This is a genomic window from Amycolatopsis sp. NBC_00348, assembly GCF_036114655.1.
In the GTDB taxonomy this organism is placed as follows: Bacteria; Actinomycetota; Actinomycetes; order Mycobacteriales; family Pseudonocardiaceae; genus Amycolatopsis.
In genome coordinates, this window is the sequence record NZ_CP107994.1 from 7,011,309 (window position 1) to 7,031,593 (window position 20,285).

Here is a 20,285-nt window from a genome sequence, read left to right on the forward strand (position 1 = left end):
GCGGAGCTACTTCAGTGCTGCTTGAGCCTGCTGGACGGCGTCCGCCCAGGCCTGGTCGACGTTCTCGGTCCTGTCCTCGATCCGCCCGAGCGCGCGGCCGAACTCCGGCCGGACGTCGGCGTCGTGCAGGCCCCGGTAGTTGGGCCGCAGGGAGTCGGCCGACGCGGCGAAGATCTTGCCGGTCGGCGCGTCGTCGAAGTACGGGTCGGTGTGCGCGACGACCTGCGGGTCCTTGTAGACGGCGGGTTCGCTGGGCAGGATGCCGTCGGAGAGGAACAGCTTCTTCTGCTGCTCCGGCGCCGTCAGCCAGCGGGCCAGGTCGTACGCCTGCTGCGGGTGCTCGCTCTGCTTCGGCACGGTCAGGAACGAGCCGCCCTGGTTGCCGCTGGCGCCGGGCACGGTGGTGACGTCCCACTTGCCCTTGTTGCCGTCGCCGCCGGCCTGCTTGATCTGGCTGAGCATCCACGCGGGACACGCGATCGTGGCGAACGAGCCCTGCTTGATGGCCACGTTCCAGGCCTGGGTGAACGTCGTCGCGGCGGCCGTCTGGCCCTTCGCCGCGATGCCGCCCGAGAGGAAGAAGGCGTTGCGCACGGTCGGGTTCGTGCCGCCGATGTAGGAGTCGTCCTTCGCCGCGAAGTAGTTCTCCGGTGCCTGGTTCAGCATCGCCGTGTAGACGGTGCCCGCGGAGTCCGCGAACTTGACGTCGGGGGTCTTGTCGGTGAACCGCTGCGCGGTGGCGGCGTAGGCGGTCCAGTCGGGCATCAGCTTCGCGACCTCGTCCCGGTCGGTCGGCAGCCCGGCCGCCTGGAACAGGTCACGCCGGTAGCAGAGGGCGAGGCTGCCCATGTCGGTGCCGAGGCCCAGGACGTAATCGCCGTCCGTCCCCTGCGCCCACTTCCAGGGCGCCCACTGGTTCTGCAGGTCCCGCGCGCCGAACTGGGCGAGGTCGGCGAACTTGTCCTTCGCCTTCCGGTACTGCGGGATGTACTGCTCTTCGATCGCGACGACGTCGGCGGCCCCGTGGCCGGTGGCGAGCTGGGTCGCGAGGCCCTTGTGGTGGGTGTCGAAGTCGGTGACGCGGTTCTGCACCTCGACGTCCGGGTGCAGCTTCTCGTACTCCGCGATCAGCGGCGCGTAGCCGAACTCACCGAAGGTCGCGATGGTGAGCTTGGTCTTGCCCCCGGCGTCGCTCGGGCTGCAGGCGGCGAGCAGGGCCAGCGCGGCAGCCGCCGCGGCGGTCCGGCGGACGATCGTTCCCACGTGCGTGAGCTTCCCTCAGATCACACCCGCGCGCACGGCGTACGCGACCGCGTGCGGCCGGTTGCGCAAGTTGAGCCGGTTGGTCATGGCGTAGATGACGTTCTTCACGGTCCGCTCGGAGTAGCACAGCTTGCCCGCGATCTCGGCAGTGTCCCAGCCTTCCGCCATCAAGCGAAGCACATCCACCTCGCGCGGCGTCAGCGACGCCCCGGCACCTTCGTGGGCCAGCGCCTCGACCTGGTCGCGCAGCGACGTCGTCCGGCCCCGCGCGGCGGCGAGCACGCTGTCGGTGACGCGGTCGAGCGCGGTCCGCGGCAGCACGGCGGAGACGTGGCAGTCGGCGAGCAGACTCAGGTGCGCCGGGTCGACGTGCCCGGCGACCAGCACGATCGCGGCCGGCGACTCGGCGGCCGCGGCGCGCAGCGCGGCGATGACGTCCCGGTCGACCTGGTTCGCGGCGAACACCAGCACGGCGGCCTCGCCACGGCTGGCTCGCGGCACGACCAGCAGCTCGGGACGGGATCGCAGGTGGTTGATCAGCCCGGTCAGGGCGATCGGATCGGACGCCCACGCCGCCACGCGCACCTGGTCCATCGTGCCTCCTGGTAACCGTCATCGATTTTCTTGACGCCGCCCAGTCTGGTGAGACCGCCTTCACGAATTCTCTAACGGCGTAGTGCCGCTTCTTCAGAGTCTTCTTCACGGTCCTTCACACGGCGAAGAAGGGGCGTCGACTACCGTCGTGGGGCCCGCCGACGAGTGAAGGGACCGATGAACCGCCGAAGTCTGGCCGCCCTGGGGGTGGCCCTGTGCGTCGTGGTCGTGAGTCTGCTGGTCATCGGCCTGCAACCGCGGATCGTGTCCGGTTTGGCGATCCCGCGGACGCCGCCTTCCGCGGCTCCGCCCGCACCCGCCGCGACCTCCGCACCCGCGCCGACCTCGGGTCTCGCGCGTCCCGGCGACTGCGCGTCGCTGGTGAAGAGCCTCGACGTCCGCCGGCAGGTCGCGCAGCTGGTCGTCGTCGGCGTGACCGGGGACAACCCGGCCTCGACGGTCGCGCTGGTGCGCGAAAACCAGGTCGGCGGCATCTTCATCGGGGGTAACGCAACAGCGTTGTTGAAAGATCACTCACTTGACGCGGTGCAGGGCGTCGCGAAGCTCCCGGTGGCCGTTTCGGTCGACGAAGAGGGCGGCCGCGTCCAGCGCATCGACGATCTCGACGGCGACATGCCGTCCGCGCGCGAGCTGGCGAAGACGAAGACGCCGGAGCAGGTCCGCGGCATCGCCGCCGAACGCGGCCGTCAGCTCAAGGCCCGCGGCGTCACCGTGGACTTCGCGCCCGACACCGACGTCACGGACGCCCCGGACGACGACGTGATCGGCGACCGGTCCTTCAGCCCCGACCCGGCCCGCGTGAAGACGTACGCCACGGCGTTCGCCGCGGGCTTGCGCGACGCGGGTGTCCAGCCGGTGCTGAAGCACTTCCCCGGCCACGGCCACGGCTCGGGTGACTCCCACAAGGGCACCGTCGTCACGCCGCCGCTCGCGCAGCTGCGCACCGTCGACCTCGCGCCCTACCGGAACATCGCCGACTACGGCCCGGTCGCCGTGATGGTCGGCCACCTCGACGTGCCGGACTTGACGAACGGCGTCCCGGCGTCACTTTCGCCGCCGGCGTACCAGTTGCTGCGCGGCGAATTCCGCTTCACCGGGCCGATCCTGACCGACGACCTGGGCGCGATGAAGGCCATCACGGCGCAGTACACGTTGCCGGACGCCGTCCTGAAGGCCCTGGAAGCCGGCGCGGACCAGGCGTTGTGGTCCTCCGGCGGCCGCGTCGACGAGGTGCTGGACCGGCTGGAGAAAGCCGTCGCCTCGGGCGAGCTGCCGAAGACGCGCGTCCAGCAGTCGGTGACGCGGGTGCTGCGCGGCAAGGGTGTCTGCGGCTGAGCCGGATCCTCCCTAGACTCCTTCGCGGCACCTACAGCAAGGAGTGACATGTCCGATCCCGGCGGTACTTTCCTTCTCGGCGGCGAACTTTCCGTGACCCGGATGGGCTACGGCGCGATGCAGCTGGCCGGCCCCGGCGTGTGGGGACCGCCGAAGGACCACGACACCGCGGTCGCCGTGCTGCGCGAGGCCGTCGAAGCGGGTGTCACGCACATCGACACCAGCGACTACTACGGCCCGCACACCGTGAACGCCGTGATCAAGGAAGCCCTGCACCCGTACCCCGAAGCCGTCCACCTGGTCACGAAGGTCGGCGCGCGGCGCAGCGAGGACAAGGGGTGGCCGGCCGCGCTGTCGGCCGGCGAGCTGACCCAGGCGGTGCACGACAACCTGCGGAACCTGGGCCTCGACGCGCTCGACGTCGTCAACCTGCGGCTGAGCGACGCGACCGGCGGCTACCCCGTGGCGATGTCGCTGGCCGAGCCGTTCGGGGTGCTCGCGGACCTGCGGGAGAAGGGGCTGATCCGGCACCTCGGCGTCAGCCACGTGACCGCCGAGCAGCTCGACGAGGCCAAGGCGATCGCGCCGGTCGTGTGCGTCCAGAACCAGTACAACCTGGCGCACCGCGAAAACGACCCGCTCGTGGACAAGTGCGCCGCCGAGGGGATCGCCTTCGTGCCGTACTTCCCGCTCGGCGGCTTCAGCCCGCTGCAGTCGGGGCTGCTCGACGACTGCGCCGCCCGTCTCGGCGTGACGCCGATGCAGGTCGCGCTCGCGTGGCTGCTGCAGCGGTCGCCGTCGATGCTGCTGATCCCGGGCACGTCGTCGCCGGAGCACCTGCGCGAGAACCTCGCGGCCGCGGACCTGGAGCTGCCGGCGGACGTGCTCGCCGACCTCGACCGGATCGGAGCCGTCTGATGGCGGAGTGGGGCGACCTGGTCGCGTACATCAGGCAGGCGTACCGGGTGGTGCGCGACGAGCCCGACGAGATCCGCATCCGGCTGATCTTCGGCGACGAGCCGGACACCGAGAACCGCGCCCAGATCATGGTGATCGCCCGGGAGATCCTGGACCAGCGCGAGGACTGGGTGCAGATCGCGACGCCGTTCGCCCGGCACGACGAGGTCGACCTCCTCTCGGTGCTGACCGAGGTCGGCGAGTCGACCATCGTCGGCGGGGTCGCGGTGATGGGCGACCACATCGTGCTGCGGCACTCGCTGCCCTTGATCAACCTGGACATCAACGAGTTCATCGACCCGCTGGAACTCGTGGCGGGTGCGGCCGAGCTGCTGGAGCAGCAGTTCACCGGACGGGACGACTACTAAGCATCGGTGCGACGGCGACCGCGGCGGCAACCGTGAGTGCGGCCGCGAGGCCGAGCGCCGCGGTCGCCGTCCCGCTGCTCAGGTAGAGCCCGCCCAGCAACGCGACGCCGAGCGTGCCGCCGAGCTGCTGCACGGCGTTGAGCAGCCCGGCCGCCGAGCCCGTCTCGCGCGGCCGGACGCGGTGCAGCACGGTGCTGAAGAACGGCACGGTGAACGTCCCCATCCCCAAGCCGCACAACGCCATCGCGCCGAGCAGCGGCCACGGGTAACCACCGAGGGCGAGGAGCAACCCGGCCAGCAGCAAAGCCAGCCCGGCGTACATCACGCGCGCGCCGAACCTCGGCACCAGCCACGTCCCGGCGAACCACGACGACACGGCCAGCCCGGCCGACAGCGGCAGCAGCGTCAGCCCGGCCGTGCGGACGTCCACACCGAGCCCGAGCTGCAGCTGCATCGGCACCACCTGCATCAGCCCGGTCATCACGGCGAAGAACAGCAGCGACCCGGCGAGCGCGGCCGGGAAACCGCGGTGGGCGAACAGGCTCGGCTCGACCAGCGGCGCGCGCGTCCGGCGCTGGTGGAAGCCGAACGCCACGAGGATCACGGCGCCGGCGGCGAGCAGCGGCGTCGCGCCGGGCTGGATCAGCGGGTACACCAGCAGCCCGGTGCCCGCGACGACGAGCACGGTGCCGGCGACGTCGAGCTTCGGCCGCGTCTCGGCGCGGTCCTCGCGGAGGAGCCTCGCCGCGACCAGCACCGCGAGGCCGAGCGGGACGTTCACCAGGAACACCGCCCGCCACGACACCGCCTGTGTCAGCAGGCCGCCAAGCAGCGGGCCGGAGACGGCGGACAGGCCCATCACCGGGCCGATGGTGCCGAGGGCCTTCGCGAGTTCGTCGCCGTCGAAGAGCGCGCGGATCAGGCCGATGGTCTGCGGGATGATCAACGCCGCCGCCGCGCCCTGCACCGCGCGGGCGCCGATCAGGAAGCCCGCTCCGGGAGCGGCCGCGCAGGCGAGGGAGGCGAGCACGAAGGCCGTCACGCCGAGCTTGAAGACCTTGGCGCGGCCGAGGACGTCGCCGAGGCGGCCGCCGGTGATCAGGAAGACCGCGAACGGCAGGGTGTAGGCCGCGCTGAACCACGGGACGTCGGCGGCGGGGCCGGGCAGGTGCGCGTGGATCACCGGGCCGGCGACCTGGACGATCGTGGCGTCGAGCAGGTTCATCGCCTCGGCGGTGAGCAGCACGGCGAGCGCGGCCCAGCGGGTCTTGGTCAGCATGGGGCCCACTGTGCGGTTCGGGCGTCGATTGGTTCCATGCACCGGTCTGACTTGGCTGATTTCTGCCACCGGGTGCGCTTGAATGAGAAATATGACCACCGCTTTGGATGAGGTCGACTACGCCCTCGTGCACGCGCTGCAGCTCGACGGCCGGGCGCCGTTCACGAAGATCGGCGACGTCCTCGGGGTGTCGGCGCAGACCGTCGCGCGGCGCTACCGCCGTCTCCGCGCGGAGGCGGCGCTGCGGGTGGTCGGCCTGCCGGACCCGCACCGCGCCGGGCACGCCGAGTGGATGGTCCGGCTGACGGCGACCCCGCACACCGCGCAGGACCTCGCCCACCAGCTCGCGCGGCGCGCCGACACGGCGTGGATCAAGCTGATGTCCGGAGGCACGGAGATCTGCGTGAACGTCCAGACCCCGGTGGGCGCGCACGCGCTGCTGCTGCGCGACATCCCGCGCACGGCGAGCATCACGGCGGTGTCGGCGCACCAGGTCCTGCACCGCTACTTCGGCGGCCCGACGGCGTGGTCGGGCCGGACGGCCACGTTGTCCCCGGCCCAGATCGAGGCGCTGACGCCGGCCCACGCGGGCGGCGGCAAGCCGTTGACGCCCGACGACGACGCCCTGATGGCCGCGTTGCAGCACGACGGCCGCACGGGCCTGGCCGAGCTGGCCACGGCCACGGGCTGGTCCCCGGCGACGGTCGCCCGCCGCCTGGCGGACCTCCAGGCGGGCGGCACGATGTTCTTCGACCTGGAGATCAGCCCCACGGTCCTCGGCGCGACGACGCAGGCGCTGCTGTGGATGTCGGTGGCCCCGGCGCACGTCGAGCGCGTCGGGACGGCGCTGGCGACCCACCCGGAACTGGCGGTGGTCCTGGCCACGACGGGCCCGGCGAACCTGGTGGCCCACGCACTGTGCCCCGACGCGGCGGCGTTGCACCGGTACCTGACCGAACGCCTGGGCTCACTGGAGGAGATCCGGACGCTGGAGACGGCACCTGTCCTGCGCACCCTCAAGGCCGCCGCGACCCGCTGACCCGCACTTCCGAAGTCCGTGAATGCCACATTGAGGGACCTAGCGTCCCTCAATGTGGCATTCACGGACTTTGACCCGCGCCGCGCGTCAGGCGGGTTTGCGCGCCAATACCCTCCCCTGCGGCACCCGTGCTGCCGGGTTGCGCACCACCTTGGTCAGGATCTCGAAGCCCGCGCCGCTCAGCAGGTCGCTGACCTCGTCCACCGGCAGCCAGTAGACGTCCAGCGAAAACCCTTCGTGCCCGTACCCGCGCGACAGGTGGTGACGCCGGTCGCCGACGTGAAACCCCAGCTGCAGGTGCCCGCCCGGGCGCACCACCCGGAACAGCTCCGACGCCACCACCGGGAGCCGCGACGGCGGGGTGTGGATGATCGAATACCACGCCACCGCCCCGGCGAGACCGCCGTCCGGGAGATCGAGTTCCAGCAGCGAGCCCTCGGAAAACCGCAGCTCCGGGTGGTTGCGGCGGGCGACCGCGAGCATTTCCGGCGTCAGGTCGATGCCCGAGACGTCGACGCCGAGCGACGCCAGGTACGCCGTCACCAGGCCCGTGCCGCAGCCGAGGTCGGCGACCGGGCCGCCGCGGACCAGGTCGGCGAACGCCGCCAGCAGCGCGCGGTCCTCGATGTCGTCGCGCACCGGTGGCACGAACTCGCCGTAGCTCTCGGCGACAATGGCGTAGGTGGCCCGGGTCGGGCTCAGGAACTGGTCATCGGTCACGTCCCGCAAGCTAGCGGCGGGCACCGACAGTTTCCGGCGAGTGTCCTAAGTGGACTTCCCCAGGCTGTCCAGCATGATGCGGACGGACTCGAACTCCCGGACCTCCTGGCGGCAGTCCGGGCACGACGCCAGGTGCCGCTCGACCCGCGCCGTCTCGGCGTCGTCGAGCAGGCCCAGGCTGTAGGCCCCGAGGTCGGTCCGGTCGTACCGGCCCATCGATCGTGTCTCCGTTTCCGCGTCCTGCAAGGGAACACCCGCACCCCACCAGACCTCTCCAGCGTCCTGGGACGTACGGCCGATCGGGGACGTTCCCCGGATTTCCACCCGATCGGCCGACAACTGGGGTCGGAGTTCCGCCCATGTGAGTGAAGCGCGTCGTCACGGAGCCCACCCGCTCGAACACGGAAAGCTTTCTCGCGACCAATTTCGCCGTTCGGCGTCATGGCTCCCGCACTCGGTCGTCGAACCCGCGTCAGGCCGGCATTTCCCGGCCTCGACCTGGGTACTCAGCGAGCCGAAACGAGGAAAGCGATGACCGTACGAAGCCACCGGGCGGACAACGTCGTCGACGAGGTCGGGGTGTGGCTGACCGGGGAGTTCGGCGCACGGCTCCCGGTCACGGAGATCGACCGCGTCATCCACGTGACGCGGATCGACCTCGAGAGCTGCATCGCGCCGGAGGAGCTCGGGGAGATGCTCCACCGGCTGGGCCGCGCCCGGCTGCAGCGGCTGCTGCTGCTCGCGCCGCCGGCGAAGGTGCGGATCCCGCAAACGCGATGACCGCGGACTTGCCGGACACGTCGAGGGGCGTGTCCGGCAACCGCCCTAGACGTGGCGGACAGGCCGGTAGGTAAGTCGGACGATGCCCGTGCCGACCGTGCGGTTCCCGACCAGCCGCAGCGGTTTCACGGCACCGGTCCGGCCGAACAGGCGCTCGCCCTCCCCGAGCGCGAACGGGCAGACCATCAGCCGCAGCTCGTCGACCAGGTCGTGCTCGATCAGCGCGTGCGCGACCCGGCCACTGCCGTAGAGGACGACGTCCCCGGCCACCTCCTGCTTCAGCCGCGAGACCGCGTCCACCAGGTCGCCCTTCAGGACCGTCGAGTTCCACTCGAGGTCTCCGGGCGTCGAGGACACGACGTGCTTGGGCACGGCCCGCAGCCGGTCCGCCCAGGCGCCGTCGCGGGTCGCCCACCCCTGCGCGAGGAACCATTCGTAGGTCCGCCGCCCGAGCAGCAGCGCCTCGGTGCCCAGTGCCTCCTCGTATTCGACCGCGGCCCACGCTTCGCGGTCCTCGCCGGCCAGCCGGTCGAACCAGCCGGCGAACCGGAACCCCTCCGTGCCGACCGGGTCCTGGACGACCCCGTCGAGCGACACGTTCTCGCTGATGACGATCTTCCCCATGGCGGATCTCCTTCGTCGTGTTGTCGGCCACCGGAGAGACGCCGCGAAACCGGGAAAGGGGGCGGTCGCCGAGCGCCCCCTTCTGCGCGCGGGCGGAGTCCGTACAAGATGAACGGACGAAGGGTGGCGAGTGTGGAACCGACCAGCACCGACCGGCTGAGCAGGGCCCGGGCCGGGGACGGCGACGCGTTCCGGGCGCTGACCGAGCCGCACCACCGGGAGCTGCAGGTGCACTGCTACCGGCTGCTCGGGTCGTTCCAGGACGCCGAAGACGCGCTCCAGGACACCCTGCTGGCCGCCTGGCGGGGGCTCGGCGGCTTCGACGGCCGCGCCTCGCTCCGCACCTGGCTCTACCGGATCGCCACCAACCGGTGCCTGAGCACGCTTCGCGCGGCGAGCAGGCGCCCGGCGAAGGAATGGGACATCCCCGGCGTCGAACCGCCGGAACCGACGCGCCTCGGTGAGGTCGTCTGGCTCGAGCCGTATCCCGACGCCCTCCTCGACCCGGAAGCTCGTTACGAGCGGGCGGAATCCGTGTCGCTGGCCTTCGTGACGGCGCTCCAGGTCCTGCCGCCGCGCCAGCTCGCCGTCCTCGTCCTGCGCGACGTCCTCGGGTTCCCCGCGAGCGAGGTGGCCGACATGCTGGACACGACCGTGGACTCGGTCAAGAGCGCGCTCAAGCGGGCGCGTGCCGGCCTGCGACGTCACCAGCCCGCCTCCGACGCCCCGCCTCCCGCCGCCGGTTCCCCTGCCGAGAACGCGATCTTGGCGGACTTCGTCCACGCCTGGGAGGCCGCCGACGTCGGCGCGCTGGTGACCCTGCTGACCGACGACGTGTTCATGTCCATGCCGCCGCTGCCGCTCGAATACCAGGGCCGGGACGTCGTGGCCGGCTTCTGCGCCGACCTCTTCGGCGCGGGCCGGCGGTTCCACCTCGTGCCCACCCGCGCCAACGGCCAGCCGGCGTTCGGGGCCTACCTGCGCGCCGCCACCGGCGTCCGGCACGGCACCGGCCTGTACGTCCTCACGCTCGCGGGCGACCGGATCAGCGCCATGACCCGCTTCGAGAACACCGTGCTGCCCGCGTTCGGCTTACCGCGATCGCTGTGACAAGCGCGAGCTAGGACACCTGGACGACGACGGCCGTCGCGTTGTCCTGGCCGCCCGCCGCCTCGGCGACGGCCAGCAGCTGCCGGACCTGTTCACCCGGTTCGACCGGCCGCCCGAGGATCTCGCGGATCCGCTCGTAGGGCACCTGCTCGGCGACGCCGTCGCTGCACAGCAGCAGGACGTCGCCCGGGCGCAGCGCGAGGCTGAGCACGTCCGGCTCCGGGTGCGCGGGGTGCCCGATGTAGCGCGTCAGCTGGTACCGCGCGGCCGACGCCTGGGGCGAGTCGAACGCGTACCAGCCGTTGACCGCGCCGAGCCAGGCCATCGTGTGGTCGGTGGTGAGCAGCTCCAGCAGGCCCTCGCGCAGCCGGTAGGCGCGCGAGTCGCCGATCTGGACGAGCCAGTACCCGCCGCCGGACTCGACGAGCGCGGTGAGCGTGCACCCGGCCAGGCCGCCGATCCGCCGGCCGGACTCGGTCACCTGCCGCTGCGCCGAAGCGACCGCCTCCCGCAACGAGTCCGCGGAATCACCTGCGCCCGCAACGAAGACGTCGACCGCGGTCCGTCCGGCCATCCGGCTGCCTTCGCCGTCACCCATTCCGTCGGCGACCACCGCGAGCAACGGATCCTCGGCCAAGTGCACGACATCGAAGTTGGCGGAGTAGCGGCGTCCGACGTCGCTGCCCGCGGCGGCGCGCGTGACATGTCCGGTCATGGCCGCATCATGCCAGGGCCGTTCGCGCAGACCCGTTGCCCGCGCGGGCCAGGTTTCTTGACTGGACTAGACCAATCTGCTCTAGTGACTGGTGTCACGTTCTTCCCGGCCGGATGAGCACCCCCTCTTCGACACCCGGACGCCTCCCCACGTCCGGACCCTGTCGTGGCCGAAGGAGTGAGCGAGCCTTGAGAAGACGTCTTGTCGCGGTGATTTCCGCTTTTGCGGCCGCAGCCGCGCTCGTGCTCGGTGTGCCCGCGTTGTCCACCGCCGCCCCGCAGGCCGCCGCCGCGGCGTGCAGCGGGCCCAACTGGGTCGCCGGCCAGTGGTACGACGTCGGCGCGGTCGTCAAGTACACCAACGGCAGTTACTACCGCGCCAAGAACGCGAATCCGGGTTACGACCCGATCATCAGCACCTGGTACTGGGAGCCCTACAGCTGCGACGGCGGCGGTGGCGGGACGACCTGCAACGCGCCCAACTGGGTCGCGGGCCAGTGGTACGACGTCGGTGCGGTCGTCAAGTACACCAACGGCGGCTACTACCGCGCCAAGAACGCGAATCCGGGTTACGACCCGATCATCAGCACCTGGTACTGGGAGCCCTACAGCTGCGACGGCGGCGGCACGAACCCCGGCAACCCGGGCTCGTTCGTCGTCAGCGAAGCCCAGTTCAACCAGATCTTCCCGGGCCGCAACGGTTTCTACTCCTACAGCGGCCTGACCGCGGCGCTGTCCGCCTACCCCGGCTTCGCGAACACGGGCAGTGACACGGTGAAGAAGCAGGAGGCGGCCGCGTTCCTGGCCAACGTCGACCACGAGACCGGCGGCCTCGTCTACATCGTCGAACAGAACACGGCCAACTACCCGCACTACTGCGACTACAGCCAGTCCTACGGCTGCCCGGCCGGCCAGGCGGCGTACTACGGCCGCGGCCCGATCCAGCTCAGCTGGAACTTCAACTACAAGGCCGCGGGTGACGCGCTCGGCATCGACCTGCTCGGCAACCCCTGGCAGGTCGAGCAGAACTCGGCCGTCGCGTGGAAGACCGGCCTCTGGTACTGGAACACCCAGACCGGCCCGGGCACGATGACGCCGCACAACGCGATCGTCAACGGCCGCGGCTTCGGCGAGACGATCCGCAGCATCAACGGCTCGATCGAGTGCAACGGCGGCAACCCGGCCCAGGTCGAGAGCCGCGTCTCCAAGTACCGCTCGATCAGCTCGGTCCTCGGCGTCGACCCCGGCGCCAACCTCTACTGCTGACCCCCGGTCGTGAGTGGTAATGAGGGTTCTAACCCTCATTACCACTCACGACCCCACGCTGGGAGTCTCAGGCCGTCCGCCATAACGCGGGGACGTTCGGGGGCTCCCAGCCCGGCTGGGCCGTGTGCCCCTGTAAGCACACGTAATCCCGGCCGCTGTAGGTGACGCGGGCGCCGGCCGCGTAGGCGGTGCCCGCCGCCCAGGTGGTGCCGCCCGGCGGCGTCGACGTGGTCGGCGGCGGCGTGCCGGTCGTGGTGGTCGGCGGTGGCGTGCCGGTGGTGGTCGGCGTCTGCGGCACGTTCAGCACGAAGTCGAACGCGGCCTCCTTCGCGCTCCCGTTGTCCCGCACGGTCATCAGCAGCCGCGCGTCGAAGATCGTGTCGGTGTTGTTGCGCGGCTCGTTCGGGAAGTACAGCTGCGTGGTCAGGATCGGCCGGCCCGGCGCCTGGACCTTCACGTGGATGTGCCGGGTGCGGCCCGGGTAGAGGCCGGGCACGATCGTCGACAGCGTGAACGCGCCCTGGGCGTTGGTGTACTGGTGGCCGCGGAAGGTGAAGCCGGTGTTGTCGTAGGCGCCGTTGACGTCCGCCTGCCAGAAGTCCAGCAGCGCCCGGTTCACCGGCAGGCACGCGAGCCCGAAGACGTAACCCGTCACGGTCAGCCGCGTGCCCTGGGTGCCCGGCGTGACGAGCGACGTCCGTTCCGGCGAGTTCGGCTTGAAGTACGGGCCTTCGGTCTGTTCGGGCGTCGGATCGTCGTCGTCGTGGCACGACGGCGTCAGCTCCGGCGCCTGGCCGCCCACGGCCGCGGTACGGGCGAGCGCGGGGCCGCCGAGCAGCGCGACGGGCGCCGCGACACCGGCGGCCAATGCGGCCCGCAGCACCGTCTTGCGGCTCAGCTTGGTCTCTTCGTCCATGCTCTCGACGGTAGGAGCGCCCCGGGCCGCCGACGATGGACTGGCGCCGTCAGTCGTGGTGCTTCTCGCCGGTGCGGCGGAAGTCGCCGGGGCTCAGCCCGGTCTCCCGCCGGAAGAACCGGCAGAAGTACGCCGGATCGGCGAACCCGACGCGGCTCGCGACCTGCCGGACGGTCAGGTCCGTGCGGAGCAGGAACCGCTTGGCCTCCCGGACCCGCGCCTCCCGCACGAGCTGCGCGGCCGTGCGGCCGGTCGCGGCCTTGACCGCTTCCGTGAGGTACCCCGGGGTGACGCCGATGCGTTCGGCGTGCGCGTGCACCGACCACAGCCCGAGGTCGGCGCGTCCGGTGAGCCGGGCGAACTCCGCCGCCACCGCCCCGGCGCGCACGGGCGGCGCGTCCGGCGTCCCGGGGAGGCGTCCCACGCGCACGACCAGAACGTGCAGCAACGCCCGCACCACCGAGTCCGCGCCGCGGCGGTGTTCCGCCTCCAGCTCGGTGACGAGCCGCGTGACGTCGGCGTCGGCGCGGTCGTCCAGCTCCAGCCACGGCCGTTCGCCCAGCCGGCGCAGGAGCTCGCGGTCGGCCGGGTAGTCGAGCAGGAAGTCGTCGGTGAAGAGCACGACGTGCCCGGACAGGCCCCGGACGCCGGCCCAGTGGTGCACCTGGCCGGCGGCGATGACGCCGAGGTGCGGCGGCCGCAGCGGCCAGCGGGCCAGGTCGACGACGTGCGCCCCGGTGCCGCCGGTGACGTGCACGAGCTCGTGGAAGGTGTGCCGGTGCGGGAACTCCGCGCGCGACAGCGGCCCGATCGTGTCGAACGTCCCGACGGCGAACGGCACCGCGTGCGGCGTCGGCAGCTCCAGCCGGTGCACCGGCAGCTCCCCCGCGCGCGGCGAGGGACACGGCGTCCCGGGCGGAACGGTCGTACCGCGCATGGTCTCGTCCCTTCGCCGGTCGGCGGAAAAGTCTAGACCACTGCGTGCACGGTTCGCCGCTTTCGCCCCGAAGGTCGCAATCCGTTCGTCGGGTGCGAAAACGGGGCCGGTCCACTGTGGACCGGCCCCGCTTCGTTCAGATCAGTTCAGCTCAGTTCAGCTCACGCACGGCTGCGGCGACGGCTCACCAGCAGCATCAGCGCGCCGCCACCGAGCAGCAGGCCGCCGACGGTGAACGGCACGGCCGCGTCGACACCGGTGTTGGCGAGCTCGCCGCCACCGCCCGGGGAACCGGCCGGGGTGGTCGGCGCGGGGCTCGTGGCCGGCGCGCCGGCCTCGGTCCAGCTGGCGGCCGCGTTCGCGGTCACCTCGGTCTTCTCCGAGTCGGCGACTATCAGCGACTGGGCCGGCTGCCGCGCGTAGTTCTCGGAGACGAACAGACGGCCCGTGTCCAGCTCGCCGCTGGCCTTGAGCTCGAAGGCGCCCTTGCCCGGCTTGGTGCCGGCCGGGATGTCGACGTACAGCTTGGAGCCGTCCTTGACGTCCGAGGCCTTCAGCTCCTTGCCGTCGGCGTCGGTGATCTTGACGCCGTCGGGCAGCTGGCTGGTCAGCGCGGTGATGTCACCGGAGGTCGCGACCGAGAACGGGCCGATCTTGCTGCCCGCGGTGCCTTCGGTCTTGTCCGCGGCGACGTTCAGCGTCGGCTTCGGCTGCGCGGCGAGACCCTTGTTCTGGTCACCGGTCAGGTAGCCGTACAGCGCGGCGACGTCGGCGTTGGCGTCGGCCGAGTTCTCCTCGGCCAGCGGCTTGGTGGCGTCGAGGTTCACGCCGTCGCTGAAGTGCCACACCGCGGCCTGCGTCGCGGCGATGGCCTCACGCTCGGAGACGCCGCCGTGAACGGTGACGCCCGCCTTGCCCAGCGCGCTGCCGAGCGCGTCGAGGCCGGTGCCCGGGTAGCCGTGGTGCAGGACCCAGTTGATCTTCGGGCTGTTCTCGTTGAACGGGCCCTTGGCGGGGTACTTGTTCCACGGGCGCTCGACCATGTCGACGTCGGTCCGCAGGCCGACGGTGATCTGCACGCAGTAGAGCTTGAGGGTGCTGCCGTCGGACAGCTTCATCGAGAACAGCTCGGCGATGTAGTCGCCGCCCTTCCCGAGGTTGAGCCGGTAACCGACGGTGCCACTGTTTCCGTCGACCCGGCCGTGAGCGGCACCGTCGTCGGCGAGGGCGGCCGGAGCGCCGACCATGACAGCGGCGGCCGCGGCGAGAGCCGCGATCCCGCCACGCACGAGTCCTGACCTGACCTGCATAAATCTCCTATCCAAGCCCGAATCACGAAGTCAATGACCGCGTGAGACCAAGCCCCGATCACGACGGCCACCAATTCGGGTGACTGATCACCCGGTCAAGCGACACCGGAGCATACATGGACTTCACAGGGGCCACTTCCGGTGTCCCCGTTAACTCGAATGTGTTGTCCAGAAGGGCAAGAAGAAGCCAGAAAAGTGCAGATTGCTACCTCGAAACCGCGTTTTCCGAGGTCTGCATACCCGACAAACCGGACTCTTGATCGACCACTGTGGACGGTATGGCGCACGAGGGTCGCCGTGGGAGAATTCGGGGTGAAACTTTCGCACGACCCCGGGGGACCGCGCTCACGATGACGATCGACACGCCGTTCGACGACCTGGTGCTGGTCGGGACCGGACCGGTCGCCGAGGTGTACGCGGGTGTCGAGGGGGACACGGCGTTCGCACTGAAGATCTTCCCCGGCCCGCTGGACCGCCCGACGCGGAGTGCGCTGGAGCGCGAACTGGCCCGGCTGCGGGGCACTTCCGTACTGCTCCCGGACATCGACGCGTTGCCGGATGGCCGCGCGGTGTTGCGGCTGCCGTTGTGTTCGCAGTCCCTGGCGGACCTGGACCCCCTGGACGCGGCGGACACAACGGCCCTGGGCGAGGCGCTGGCCACGGCGTTGGCGGCCATCCACACGGCGGGCGTCGTCCACGGCGGTCTCACCCCCGGGAACGTCCTCTTCCGCCCGGACGGCGAACCGGTGTTGACGGACGCCGGCCTGGCCCTGCGAACAGCGTTCGGCGGCGAGACATCGGCGCTGGGGTTCCGCGCCCCGGAAACGGTCCGCGACGCGATCACCGACGAGCGCACAGACCTGTACGGCCTGGGAGCACTGCTGTACTACGCGGCAACGGGCCGGCCACCGTTCCCCGGCGACGGCTCGCCGGACCACGTACTACGGATCCTGCACGGCTTCCCGGCGCCGATCGGACGGCCGGACCTGCCGCCGGGGCTGGAGAACCTGGTGACGGGGTTGCTTTCGCCCGACCCGGCGAACCGGCCGATCGACGCAGCGTATGTCGCCGGGCGCTTGGCGGAGTTGGCGGCGGACCAGGCTTCGACGCCGGGCACCCCGGTGACGCAGAGGCCGGGCGATACAGCGGCTCCGCCCCCGGGCGGCGGCCCGCTTGCCGGGCCGGGGCGCTCATTCGCCGGGGATCAGCGCGGTCTCGGGCTCGGACGCTCGGGCGCGGGCGAGCCCGACTCGGGCCGCACGCCCGCCGGGTTCGGCGGGGAACCGGGCCAGGTACCTGCCAGACCGACCGGCGACCGCGGCGCACACACCGGTTCGTTCAATGGCGACCGGTTCGGATCCGACTACCCGACCGCCGGATCCGGTCCGGAACCGGGCCGGGCGCCCGGCGGCGACCGTGGTGCACTCACTGGTGACCGTGGCGACTCCGCCCGGTCGTTCGCCGGGGACCGGGATGAGCCGGGTCGCTCACTCGTCGCCGTCTCCGGGCCCGCCTCGCGGCCTCGGCGTAGTGGGCGGCTCGGGGTGCTGCTCGGCGTTCCCGCGTTGGTCGCGGTTGTCGTGGTGGTGGCCGTCGTCCTGCTGCGGGACGATCCCGCCCCGCTCACCCCGGCGCCGGCGGCGCCCCCGCCCGCGGCCAGCTCGGCGGCCGCCAGCAGTGCGAGCGGTCCGGCATTGGTGCTCGATCCCCCGGCCGATGGCGGTAGCTACGTCGACCTGACCTGGCACGCGACGGGCACCCTGGAGTTCGCGGTCATCGTGGCGGCCGAAGGCGAACCGGCGAAAACCCGGTACGCCGATCGGAACCGCACGCTGCGGGTCCCCGTCGATCCGGGGCGCAAGTACTGCTTCCTGGTTCAGGCCACCGACGGAACCCACACCGTGGAGAGCCAGCCCCAACCCTTCCGCGGCGCCACCTGCGGCCGGTGAGCGTCAACCCCGCGTGAACAGCGACCGAGGGTTCAGCGCACCCCGTACCCGGGCCACAACACCGCTGCCCCGCAGCCCGGCGCGCACCGCGCGAACCGCCGCCCAGGCTCGGGGGCCCTCGTCGCCGGCCGGATGGCCAGACCACAAAGCACTGTCCACAATGGAACTCAGTTCCGTGAGACCGCCCTGAGCGGCGGGGACCAACCCGGCGTAGTCCCGGAGCGTCATCCCCGGCCGCAGCGGGACCCGCAGGTCTCGCAACCGATCGCGGACGTCCTCGCAAGCCCCCCGCACCGCCCCGGCCCCCGGCCTCGAACGACGGCGCCAAGTCCGCAGTGTCTTCGCCAGCGGCACGCCCACCAGCCACAGCACTAGAAGCAAGCCCAGGCCCGCGAAGAAGACACCAAACGGGAACGAGCCGGACGCCGCCGCCTGCGAACTCGGCGCCGTCGGCGGGGCCACCGGTGGGTCCTTCAGCTCCTGCGACGGCGGCAACGCGGCCCGCGCCCGGTCGGTCATGGCGGCCAAACCCGTAGCCGAAGAAGCCGAGCCGCTGGGGTCCAGGGGGACCCAGCCCACGCCCGTCACCGCCACCTCCGGCCACGCCAGGACGTCGCCGTTGTGCACCGTCGTCGCGCCCGGCGGGGGGCGATAGCCGACTACCAGCCTGGCCGGGATGCCGAGGATGCGCGCCAACGCGACGTACGCCGCCGCGAACTGTTCGCTTGTTCCTCTCTTCGTGACCAGCAGGAAATCCCGCAGCTGTGGCCAGCCGTGGCCGGCGGGCAATGCGGTGCCTGTCGCGCGGCGGTAGCCGTCGCGGAAGAAGCGTTCCAGGACCAGTGCGCTCTCGAACGTCGGACGCAGGCCGTGCACCGCCTGCGCGGCCAGCTCCGGGATGCCGTCCGGGACCGCGCCGACGTCGGCCAGCCCGCCCGGCGCGGCGCCGTCCAGCTGGGCCGCGGCGGAGACCTCGGGTGTCCAAAAGCTCAGCGAATACGTCGTCGCCGCGTCCGGAACCGGCGCCAGCAGCGACCCCTCGGCCGCCTCCACCAGCGGATCGGCGCCGGTCACGGCCGCGGGTAGCGGCTGCGACGGCAGCCACGGGCCCTGCCCGGGCCGGACGCTGATCTCCGCGCTGTCCCGCCGCACCGGCACCGCGGGCGGCGGCGCCAGTTCGCGGCCCAGCCGGCGGTAGTCGTGGCCGGCCGTCCACTCGACGCCGTCGAAGGCGTCGAGCACCACCAGCGGCCACCGGTCCGGGCTCGCGCCGCGGACGTCGAACACCGGCTCGCCGGGCCGCGCGAGCCGGGCGGCGATCTCGTCGAGCGGGCTGCCCGTGCGGACGTCGACGCGCGGCACCTCCTGCTCCTGCAGCGAATACGCCGCCGCCGAAGGCAGGCTTCCGGCCAGCACCACCGCCACCAACGCCGTCACCGGGACCGCCACCGCGCCGGCCCGCGCGGTGACACACGCGGTCAGCACGCACGCGAAGTACGCGACCGCGGCGATCAGCGCCGTCAGCCCGGACGCCGCCGAAAACAGCTGGCTGAGCACGAGGACCACGGCGCTCGGCGCGAGCGCGGGCAGCGGACGGCGCAGGCGCGCCAGCAGTTCCAGCGCCGCGGTCCCGGCGAGCACCACCAGCAGCGGCACGAACACCAGCAGCGCGGGCTCGGGCCGGGCGGGCCACGTCGATTGCAGCACCAGCCGCCACGACCGCGTGACGCCGGTGCCGAGCGCACCGAGAATGTCCACAACGGACATCGGGACCAGCACCGTGCCGACGACCGCGAGCAGGCCCGCCACGACCAGCAGCACCGGGCGCCAGGTCGCCAGCCCGGGCCGCAGCTCGCACAGCTGCGCGACGCCGAACAACACGGCCGCCGTGATGAGCACCGGCAGCAGCAGCGGCGTCCAGCCGAACACCGGCCCGAACAGCAGGCCCGCGACGACGACGGCCGCCACCACGGCCAAGCGCGCGGTCACGCGACCTCGTTCCACCGCGCGACGGCTTCGCGAGCCTGTCCCGCACGCAACACCAGGACGCCGGAACCCGCGCGCGGCGGCGCGGGCGGGCCGAGTTCGAGGACGTACGCCGCGCGGTACCGCGGCCGCAGCTCGGCGAGCGTCGACGGGTCCGCCGTCGCGGTCACCACGGCGAGGCAGCCGCCGCCCGACCCGTGCAGCAGGCCGGCCGGCACCAACGCCGTGTCCACTTCGGACTGACGGAGTTCGCAGAGCTCGTCCAGCAGGGGCAGCACCGCGGCCATCCCGCCCGCAGACGGCCGATCGGTGCCACCGGGCGTGACGAGCCGCGTGTGCCGGCCGGCCTGGGCGGCGGCCACCAGCAGCGACGCCGCGAGGTCGACCGCTTCCTCGAACACCTCCGGTCCGAAGACGTCCCGGCGGGTGTCGAGCAGCAGGGTGAACCGCGGCTGCTCCGGGTCGGCGTAGTCGCGCACCATCAGCCGGCCGGTGCGCGCTGTGGCCTTCCAGTACAGGTGCCGCACCTCGTCGCCGGGCTGGTACTCGCGGATCTCCTGCAGGTCGGTCGAGCCACGGAGGGAGTCGTCGGAGGTGACGCCTTCGTGGTGGTGACGCGGATGGCCCGCGGACGGCGCCCTGGCCGCGTACCGGCGCGGGTGCACCCACAACGTCGCGGTCTCGCCGGTCGCGACGCGGTTGCGCGCCAGCCCGAACGGGTCCGCCCGGTGCAGGCTCAGCGGGCCGACGGTCTGACGCCCGCGCACCGACGTCGGCAGTTCGTAGTGCAGCGTCCGGCTGACGCCGGGGTGCAGCGGCGGGATCCGCACGGTCCGCCGGAACCGGCCGGCCCGGTCGGTGGCGTAGCACCCGCTCTGCCGCCGGCCGGGCGCCGTCGCGGTCAGCCGGGCCAGCGCGGGTTCACCCCGTTCGACGCGGTCCGGGTGCACCGCCCGCGTGACGTCGACCCGGCCCCGGCGCGCGGTCAGCGCGATCGCCGCCGCGACCGCGCCGAGGCCGGCCGCGCCGAGCGCCCGCAGCAGCGGGTACCCACCCCATTGGCCGCCGCCGAAGAGCAGCAGCGAGACGACGAGGAAGGCCACGCCACGCGGCGTGA

The 20,285-nt window shown here is 72.0% G+C and carries 20 protein-coding genes; 8 read left to right on the top strand and 12 right to left on the bottom strand.

Annotated elements, in window-relative coordinates:
* Window positions 1-6: 6 nt before the first annotated feature.
* Together OHS58_RS30540 and OHS58_RS30545 are read right to left on the bottom strand one after the other, a co-directional pair.
* Window positions 7-1,263 (bottom strand): extracellular solute-binding protein, encoded by a 1,257-nt coding sequence (locus OHS58_RS30540; RefSeq protein ID WP_328644811.1) that lies wholly within the window; start codon window positions 1,261-1,263, stop codon window positions 7-9.
* Between the two features lie 15 nt (window positions 1,264-1,278).
* On the bottom strand, window positions 1,279-1,857 hold the full coding sequence (locus OHS58_RS30545) for a helix-turn-helix transcriptional regulator (RefSeq protein ID WP_328644812.1): 579 nt from the start codon (window positions 1,855-1,857) through the stop codon (window positions 1,279-1,281).
* 177 nt (window positions 1,858-2,034) lie between these two features.
* Between OHS58_RS30545 and OHS58_RS30550 the strand changes: the two genes are divergently transcribed.
* The 3 genes from OHS58_RS30550 to OHS58_RS30560 are packed head-to-tail and all read left to right on the top strand — an operon-like array spanning window position 2,035 to window position 4,538.
* Window positions 2,035-3,213 carry a glycoside hydrolase family 3 N-terminal domain-containing protein gene (locus OHS58_RS30550; protein ID WP_328644813.1) on the top strand — a complete coding sequence of 393 codons (1,179 nt, stop codon included), beginning with the start codon at window positions 2,035-2,037 and terminating at the stop codon, window positions 3,211-3,213.
* 48 nt (window positions 3,214-3,261) lie between these two features.
* Window positions 3,262-4,131 (top strand): oxidoreductase, encoded by an 870-nt coding sequence (locus OHS58_RS30555; protein WP_328644814.1) that lies wholly within the window; start codon window positions 3,262-3,264, stop codon window positions 4,129-4,131.
* Window positions 4,131-4,538 carry a hypothetical protein gene (locus tag OHS58_RS30560; RefSeq protein ID WP_247057777.1) on the top strand — a complete coding sequence of 136 codons (408 nt, stop codon included), beginning with the start codon at window positions 4,131-4,133 and terminating at the stop codon, window positions 4,536-4,538. The genes OHS58_RS30555 and OHS58_RS30560 overlap by 1 nt, the downstream gene beginning before the upstream one ends.
* On the opposite strand, the gene OHS58_RS30565 is transcribed toward OHS58_RS30560, so the two are convergent.
* A complete protein-coding gene (locus tag OHS58_RS30565; RefSeq protein ID WP_328644815.1) occupies window positions 4,516-5,817 on the bottom strand; it encodes an MFS transporter in 1,302 nt (433 codons plus the stop codon). The genes OHS58_RS30560 and OHS58_RS30565 overlap by 23 nt on opposite strands.
* 91 nt (window positions 5,818-5,908) lie before the next feature.
* Here OHS58_RS30565 and OHS58_RS30570 point away from each other — a divergent pair, with 91 nt between their 5' ends.
* The gene (locus OHS58_RS30570; RefSeq protein ID WP_328644816.1) at window positions 5,909-6,856 is read left to right on the top strand and encodes an Lrp/AsnC family transcriptional regulator; all 948 of its coding nucleotides are present in this window, start codon (window positions 5,909-5,911) and stop codon (window positions 6,854-6,856) included.
* Window positions 6,857-6,943: 87 nt separating this feature from the next.
* Here the strand turns inward: OHS58_RS30570 and OHS58_RS30575 are convergent, their stop codons facing one another.
* Together OHS58_RS30575 and OHS58_RS30580 are read right to left on the bottom strand one after the other, a co-directional pair.
* Complete coding sequence (locus tag OHS58_RS30575) at window positions 6,944-7,576, bottom strand: class I SAM-dependent DNA methyltransferase (RefSeq protein WP_328644817.1); 633 nt, start codon at window positions 7,574-7,576, stop codon at window positions 6,944-6,946.
* A 45-nt stretch (window positions 7,577-7,621) separates the two neighbouring features.
* Entirely contained in the window at window positions 7,622-7,792 is a 171-nt protein-coding gene (locus OHS58_RS30580) for a zf-HC2 domain-containing protein (protein WP_247057784.1), read from the bottom strand.
* A gap of 315 nt (window positions 7,793-8,107) precedes the next feature.
* Here OHS58_RS30580 and OHS58_RS30585 point away from each other — a divergent pair, with 315 nt between their 5' ends.
* Entirely contained in the window at window positions 8,108-8,356 is a 249-nt protein-coding gene (locus OHS58_RS30585; RefSeq protein ID WP_247057786.1) for a hypothetical protein, read from the top strand.
* A gap of 45 nt (window positions 8,357-8,401) precedes the next feature.
* Here OHS58_RS30585 and OHS58_RS30590 read toward each other — a convergent pair whose 3' ends face one another.
* Entirely contained in the window at window positions 8,402-8,980 is a 579-nt protein-coding gene (locus tag OHS58_RS30590; protein WP_328644818.1) for a dihydrofolate reductase family protein, read from the bottom strand.
* Between the two features lie 132 nt (window positions 8,981-9,112).
* Between OHS58_RS30590 and OHS58_RS30595 the strand changes: the two genes are divergently transcribed.
* Entirely contained in the window at window positions 9,113-10,090 is a 978-nt protein-coding gene (locus OHS58_RS30595; protein ID WP_328644819.1) for a sigma-70 family RNA polymerase sigma factor, read from the top strand.
* 10 nt (window positions 10,091-10,100) lie between these two features.
* Here OHS58_RS30595 and OHS58_RS30600 read toward each other — a convergent pair whose 3' ends face one another.
* Window positions 10,101-10,805 (bottom strand): PP2C family protein-serine/threonine phosphatase, encoded by a 705-nt coding sequence (locus OHS58_RS30600; RefSeq protein WP_328644820.1) that lies wholly within the window; start codon window positions 10,803-10,805, stop codon window positions 10,101-10,103.
* Window positions 10,806-11,047: 242 nt separating this feature from the next.
* Between OHS58_RS30600 and OHS58_RS30605 the strand changes: the two genes are divergently transcribed.
* Window positions 11,048-12,070 carry a chitinase gene (locus OHS58_RS30605; protein WP_328649881.1) on the top strand — a complete coding sequence of 341 codons (1,023 nt, stop codon included), beginning with the start codon at window positions 11,048-11,050 and terminating at the stop codon, window positions 12,068-12,070.
* A 67-nt stretch (window positions 12,071-12,137) separates the two neighbouring features.
* Here OHS58_RS30605 and OHS58_RS30610 read toward each other — a convergent pair whose 3' ends face one another.
* The 3 genes from OHS58_RS30610 to OHS58_RS30620 form a co-directional block, all read right to left on the bottom strand.
* Window positions 12,138-12,986, bottom strand: coding sequence for a dioxygenase family protein (locus tag OHS58_RS30610; RefSeq protein ID WP_328644821.1), 849 nt, complete (start codon window positions 12,984-12,986; stop codon window positions 12,138-12,140).
* A 49-nt stretch (window positions 12,987-13,035) separates the two neighbouring features.
* Entirely contained in the window at window positions 13,036-13,923 is an 888-nt protein-coding gene (locus OHS58_RS30615) for a helix-turn-helix transcriptional regulator (RefSeq protein WP_328644822.1), read from the bottom strand.
* 161 nt (window positions 13,924-14,084) lie between these two features.
* Entirely contained in the window at window positions 14,085-15,233 is a 1,149-nt protein-coding gene (locus tag OHS58_RS30620) for a thioester domain-containing protein (RefSeq protein ID WP_442792235.1), read from the bottom strand.
* A 350-nt stretch (window positions 15,234-15,583) separates the two neighbouring features.
* Here OHS58_RS30620 and OHS58_RS30625 point away from each other — a divergent pair, with 350 nt between their 5' ends.
* Window positions 15,584-17,182, top strand: a complete 1,599-nt coding sequence (locus OHS58_RS30625) for a serine/threonine protein kinase (RefSeq protein ID WP_328644823.1) — start codon at window positions 15,584-15,586, stop codon at window positions 17,180-17,182.
* A gap of 3 nt (window positions 17,183-17,185) precedes the next feature.
* Here OHS58_RS30625 and OHS58_RS30630 read toward each other — a convergent pair whose 3' ends face one another.
* Together OHS58_RS30630 and OHS58_RS30635 are read right to left on the bottom strand one after the other, a co-directional pair.
* Window positions 17,186-19,171 (bottom strand): transglutaminase family protein, encoded by a 1,986-nt coding sequence (locus OHS58_RS30630; protein ID WP_328644824.1) that lies wholly within the window; start codon window positions 19,169-19,171, stop codon window positions 17,186-17,188.
* Window positions 19,168-20,271: a DUF58 domain-containing protein gene (locus OHS58_RS30635; RefSeq protein WP_328644825.1), complete on the bottom strand. Its 1,104-nt coding sequence runs from the start codon at window positions 20,269-20,271 to the stop codon at window positions 19,168-19,170. Before OHS58_RS30635 ends, OHS58_RS30630 begins: the two co-directional genes overlap by 4 nt.
* Window positions 20,272-20,285 lie beyond the last annotated feature (14 nt).

Excerpts from the sequence above, each read along its gene's own strand:
- OHS58_RS30545 (WP_328644812.1), bottom strand. The coding sequence starts at position 1,857 with ATGGACCAGGTGCGCGTGGCGGCGTGGGCGTCCGATCCGATCGCCCTG.
- OHS58_RS30550 (WP_328644813.1), top strand. The coding sequence starts at position 2,035 with ATGAACCGCCGAAGTCTGGCCGCCCTGGGGGTGGCCCTGTGCGTCGTG.
- OHS58_RS30555 (WP_328644814.1), top strand. The coding sequence starts at position 3,262 with ATGTCCGATCCCGGCGGTACTTTCCTTCTCGGCGGCGAACTTTCCGTG.
- OHS58_RS30560 (WP_247057777.1), top strand. The coding sequence starts at position 4,131 with ATGGCGGAGTGGGGCGACCTGGTCGCGTACATCAGGCAGGCGTACCGG.
- OHS58_RS30565 (WP_328644815.1), bottom strand. The coding sequence starts at position 5,817 with ATGCTGACCAAGACCCGCTGGGCCGCGCTCGCCGTGCTGCTCACCGCC.
- OHS58_RS30570 (WP_328644816.1), top strand. The coding sequence starts at position 5,909 with ATGACCACCGCTTTGGATGAGGTCGACTACGCCCTCGTGCACGCGCTG.
- OHS58_RS30580 (WP_247057784.1), bottom strand. The coding sequence starts at position 7,792 with ATGGGCCGGTACGACCGGACCGACCTCGGGGCCTACAGCCTGGGCCTG.
- OHS58_RS30585 (WP_247057786.1), top strand. The coding sequence starts at position 8,108 with ATGACCGTACGAAGCCACCGGGCGGACAACGTCGTCGACGAGGTCGGG.
- OHS58_RS30590 (WP_328644818.1), bottom strand. The coding sequence starts at position 8,980 with ATGGGGAAGATCGTCATCAGCGAGAACGTGTCGCTCGACGGGGTCGTC.
- OHS58_RS30600 (WP_328644820.1), bottom strand. The coding sequence starts at position 10,805 with ATGACCGGACATGTCACGCGCGCCGCCGCGGGCAGCGACGTCGGACGC.
- OHS58_RS30610 (WP_328644821.1), bottom strand. The coding sequence starts at position 12,986 with ATGGACGAAGAGACCAAGCTGAGCCGCAAGACGGTGCTGCGGGCCGCA.
- OHS58_RS30615 (WP_328644822.1), bottom strand. The coding sequence starts at position 13,923 with ATGCGCGGTACGACCGTTCCGCCCGGGACGCCGTGTCCCTCGCCGCGC.
- OHS58_RS30620 (WP_442792235.1), bottom strand. The coding sequence starts at position 15,233 with ATGCAGGTCAGGTCAGGACTCGTGCGTGGCGGGATCGCGGCTCTCGCC.
- OHS58_RS30625 (WP_328644823.1), top strand. The coding sequence starts at position 15,584 with ATGACGATCGACACGCCGTTCGACGACCTGGTGCTGGTCGGGACCGGA.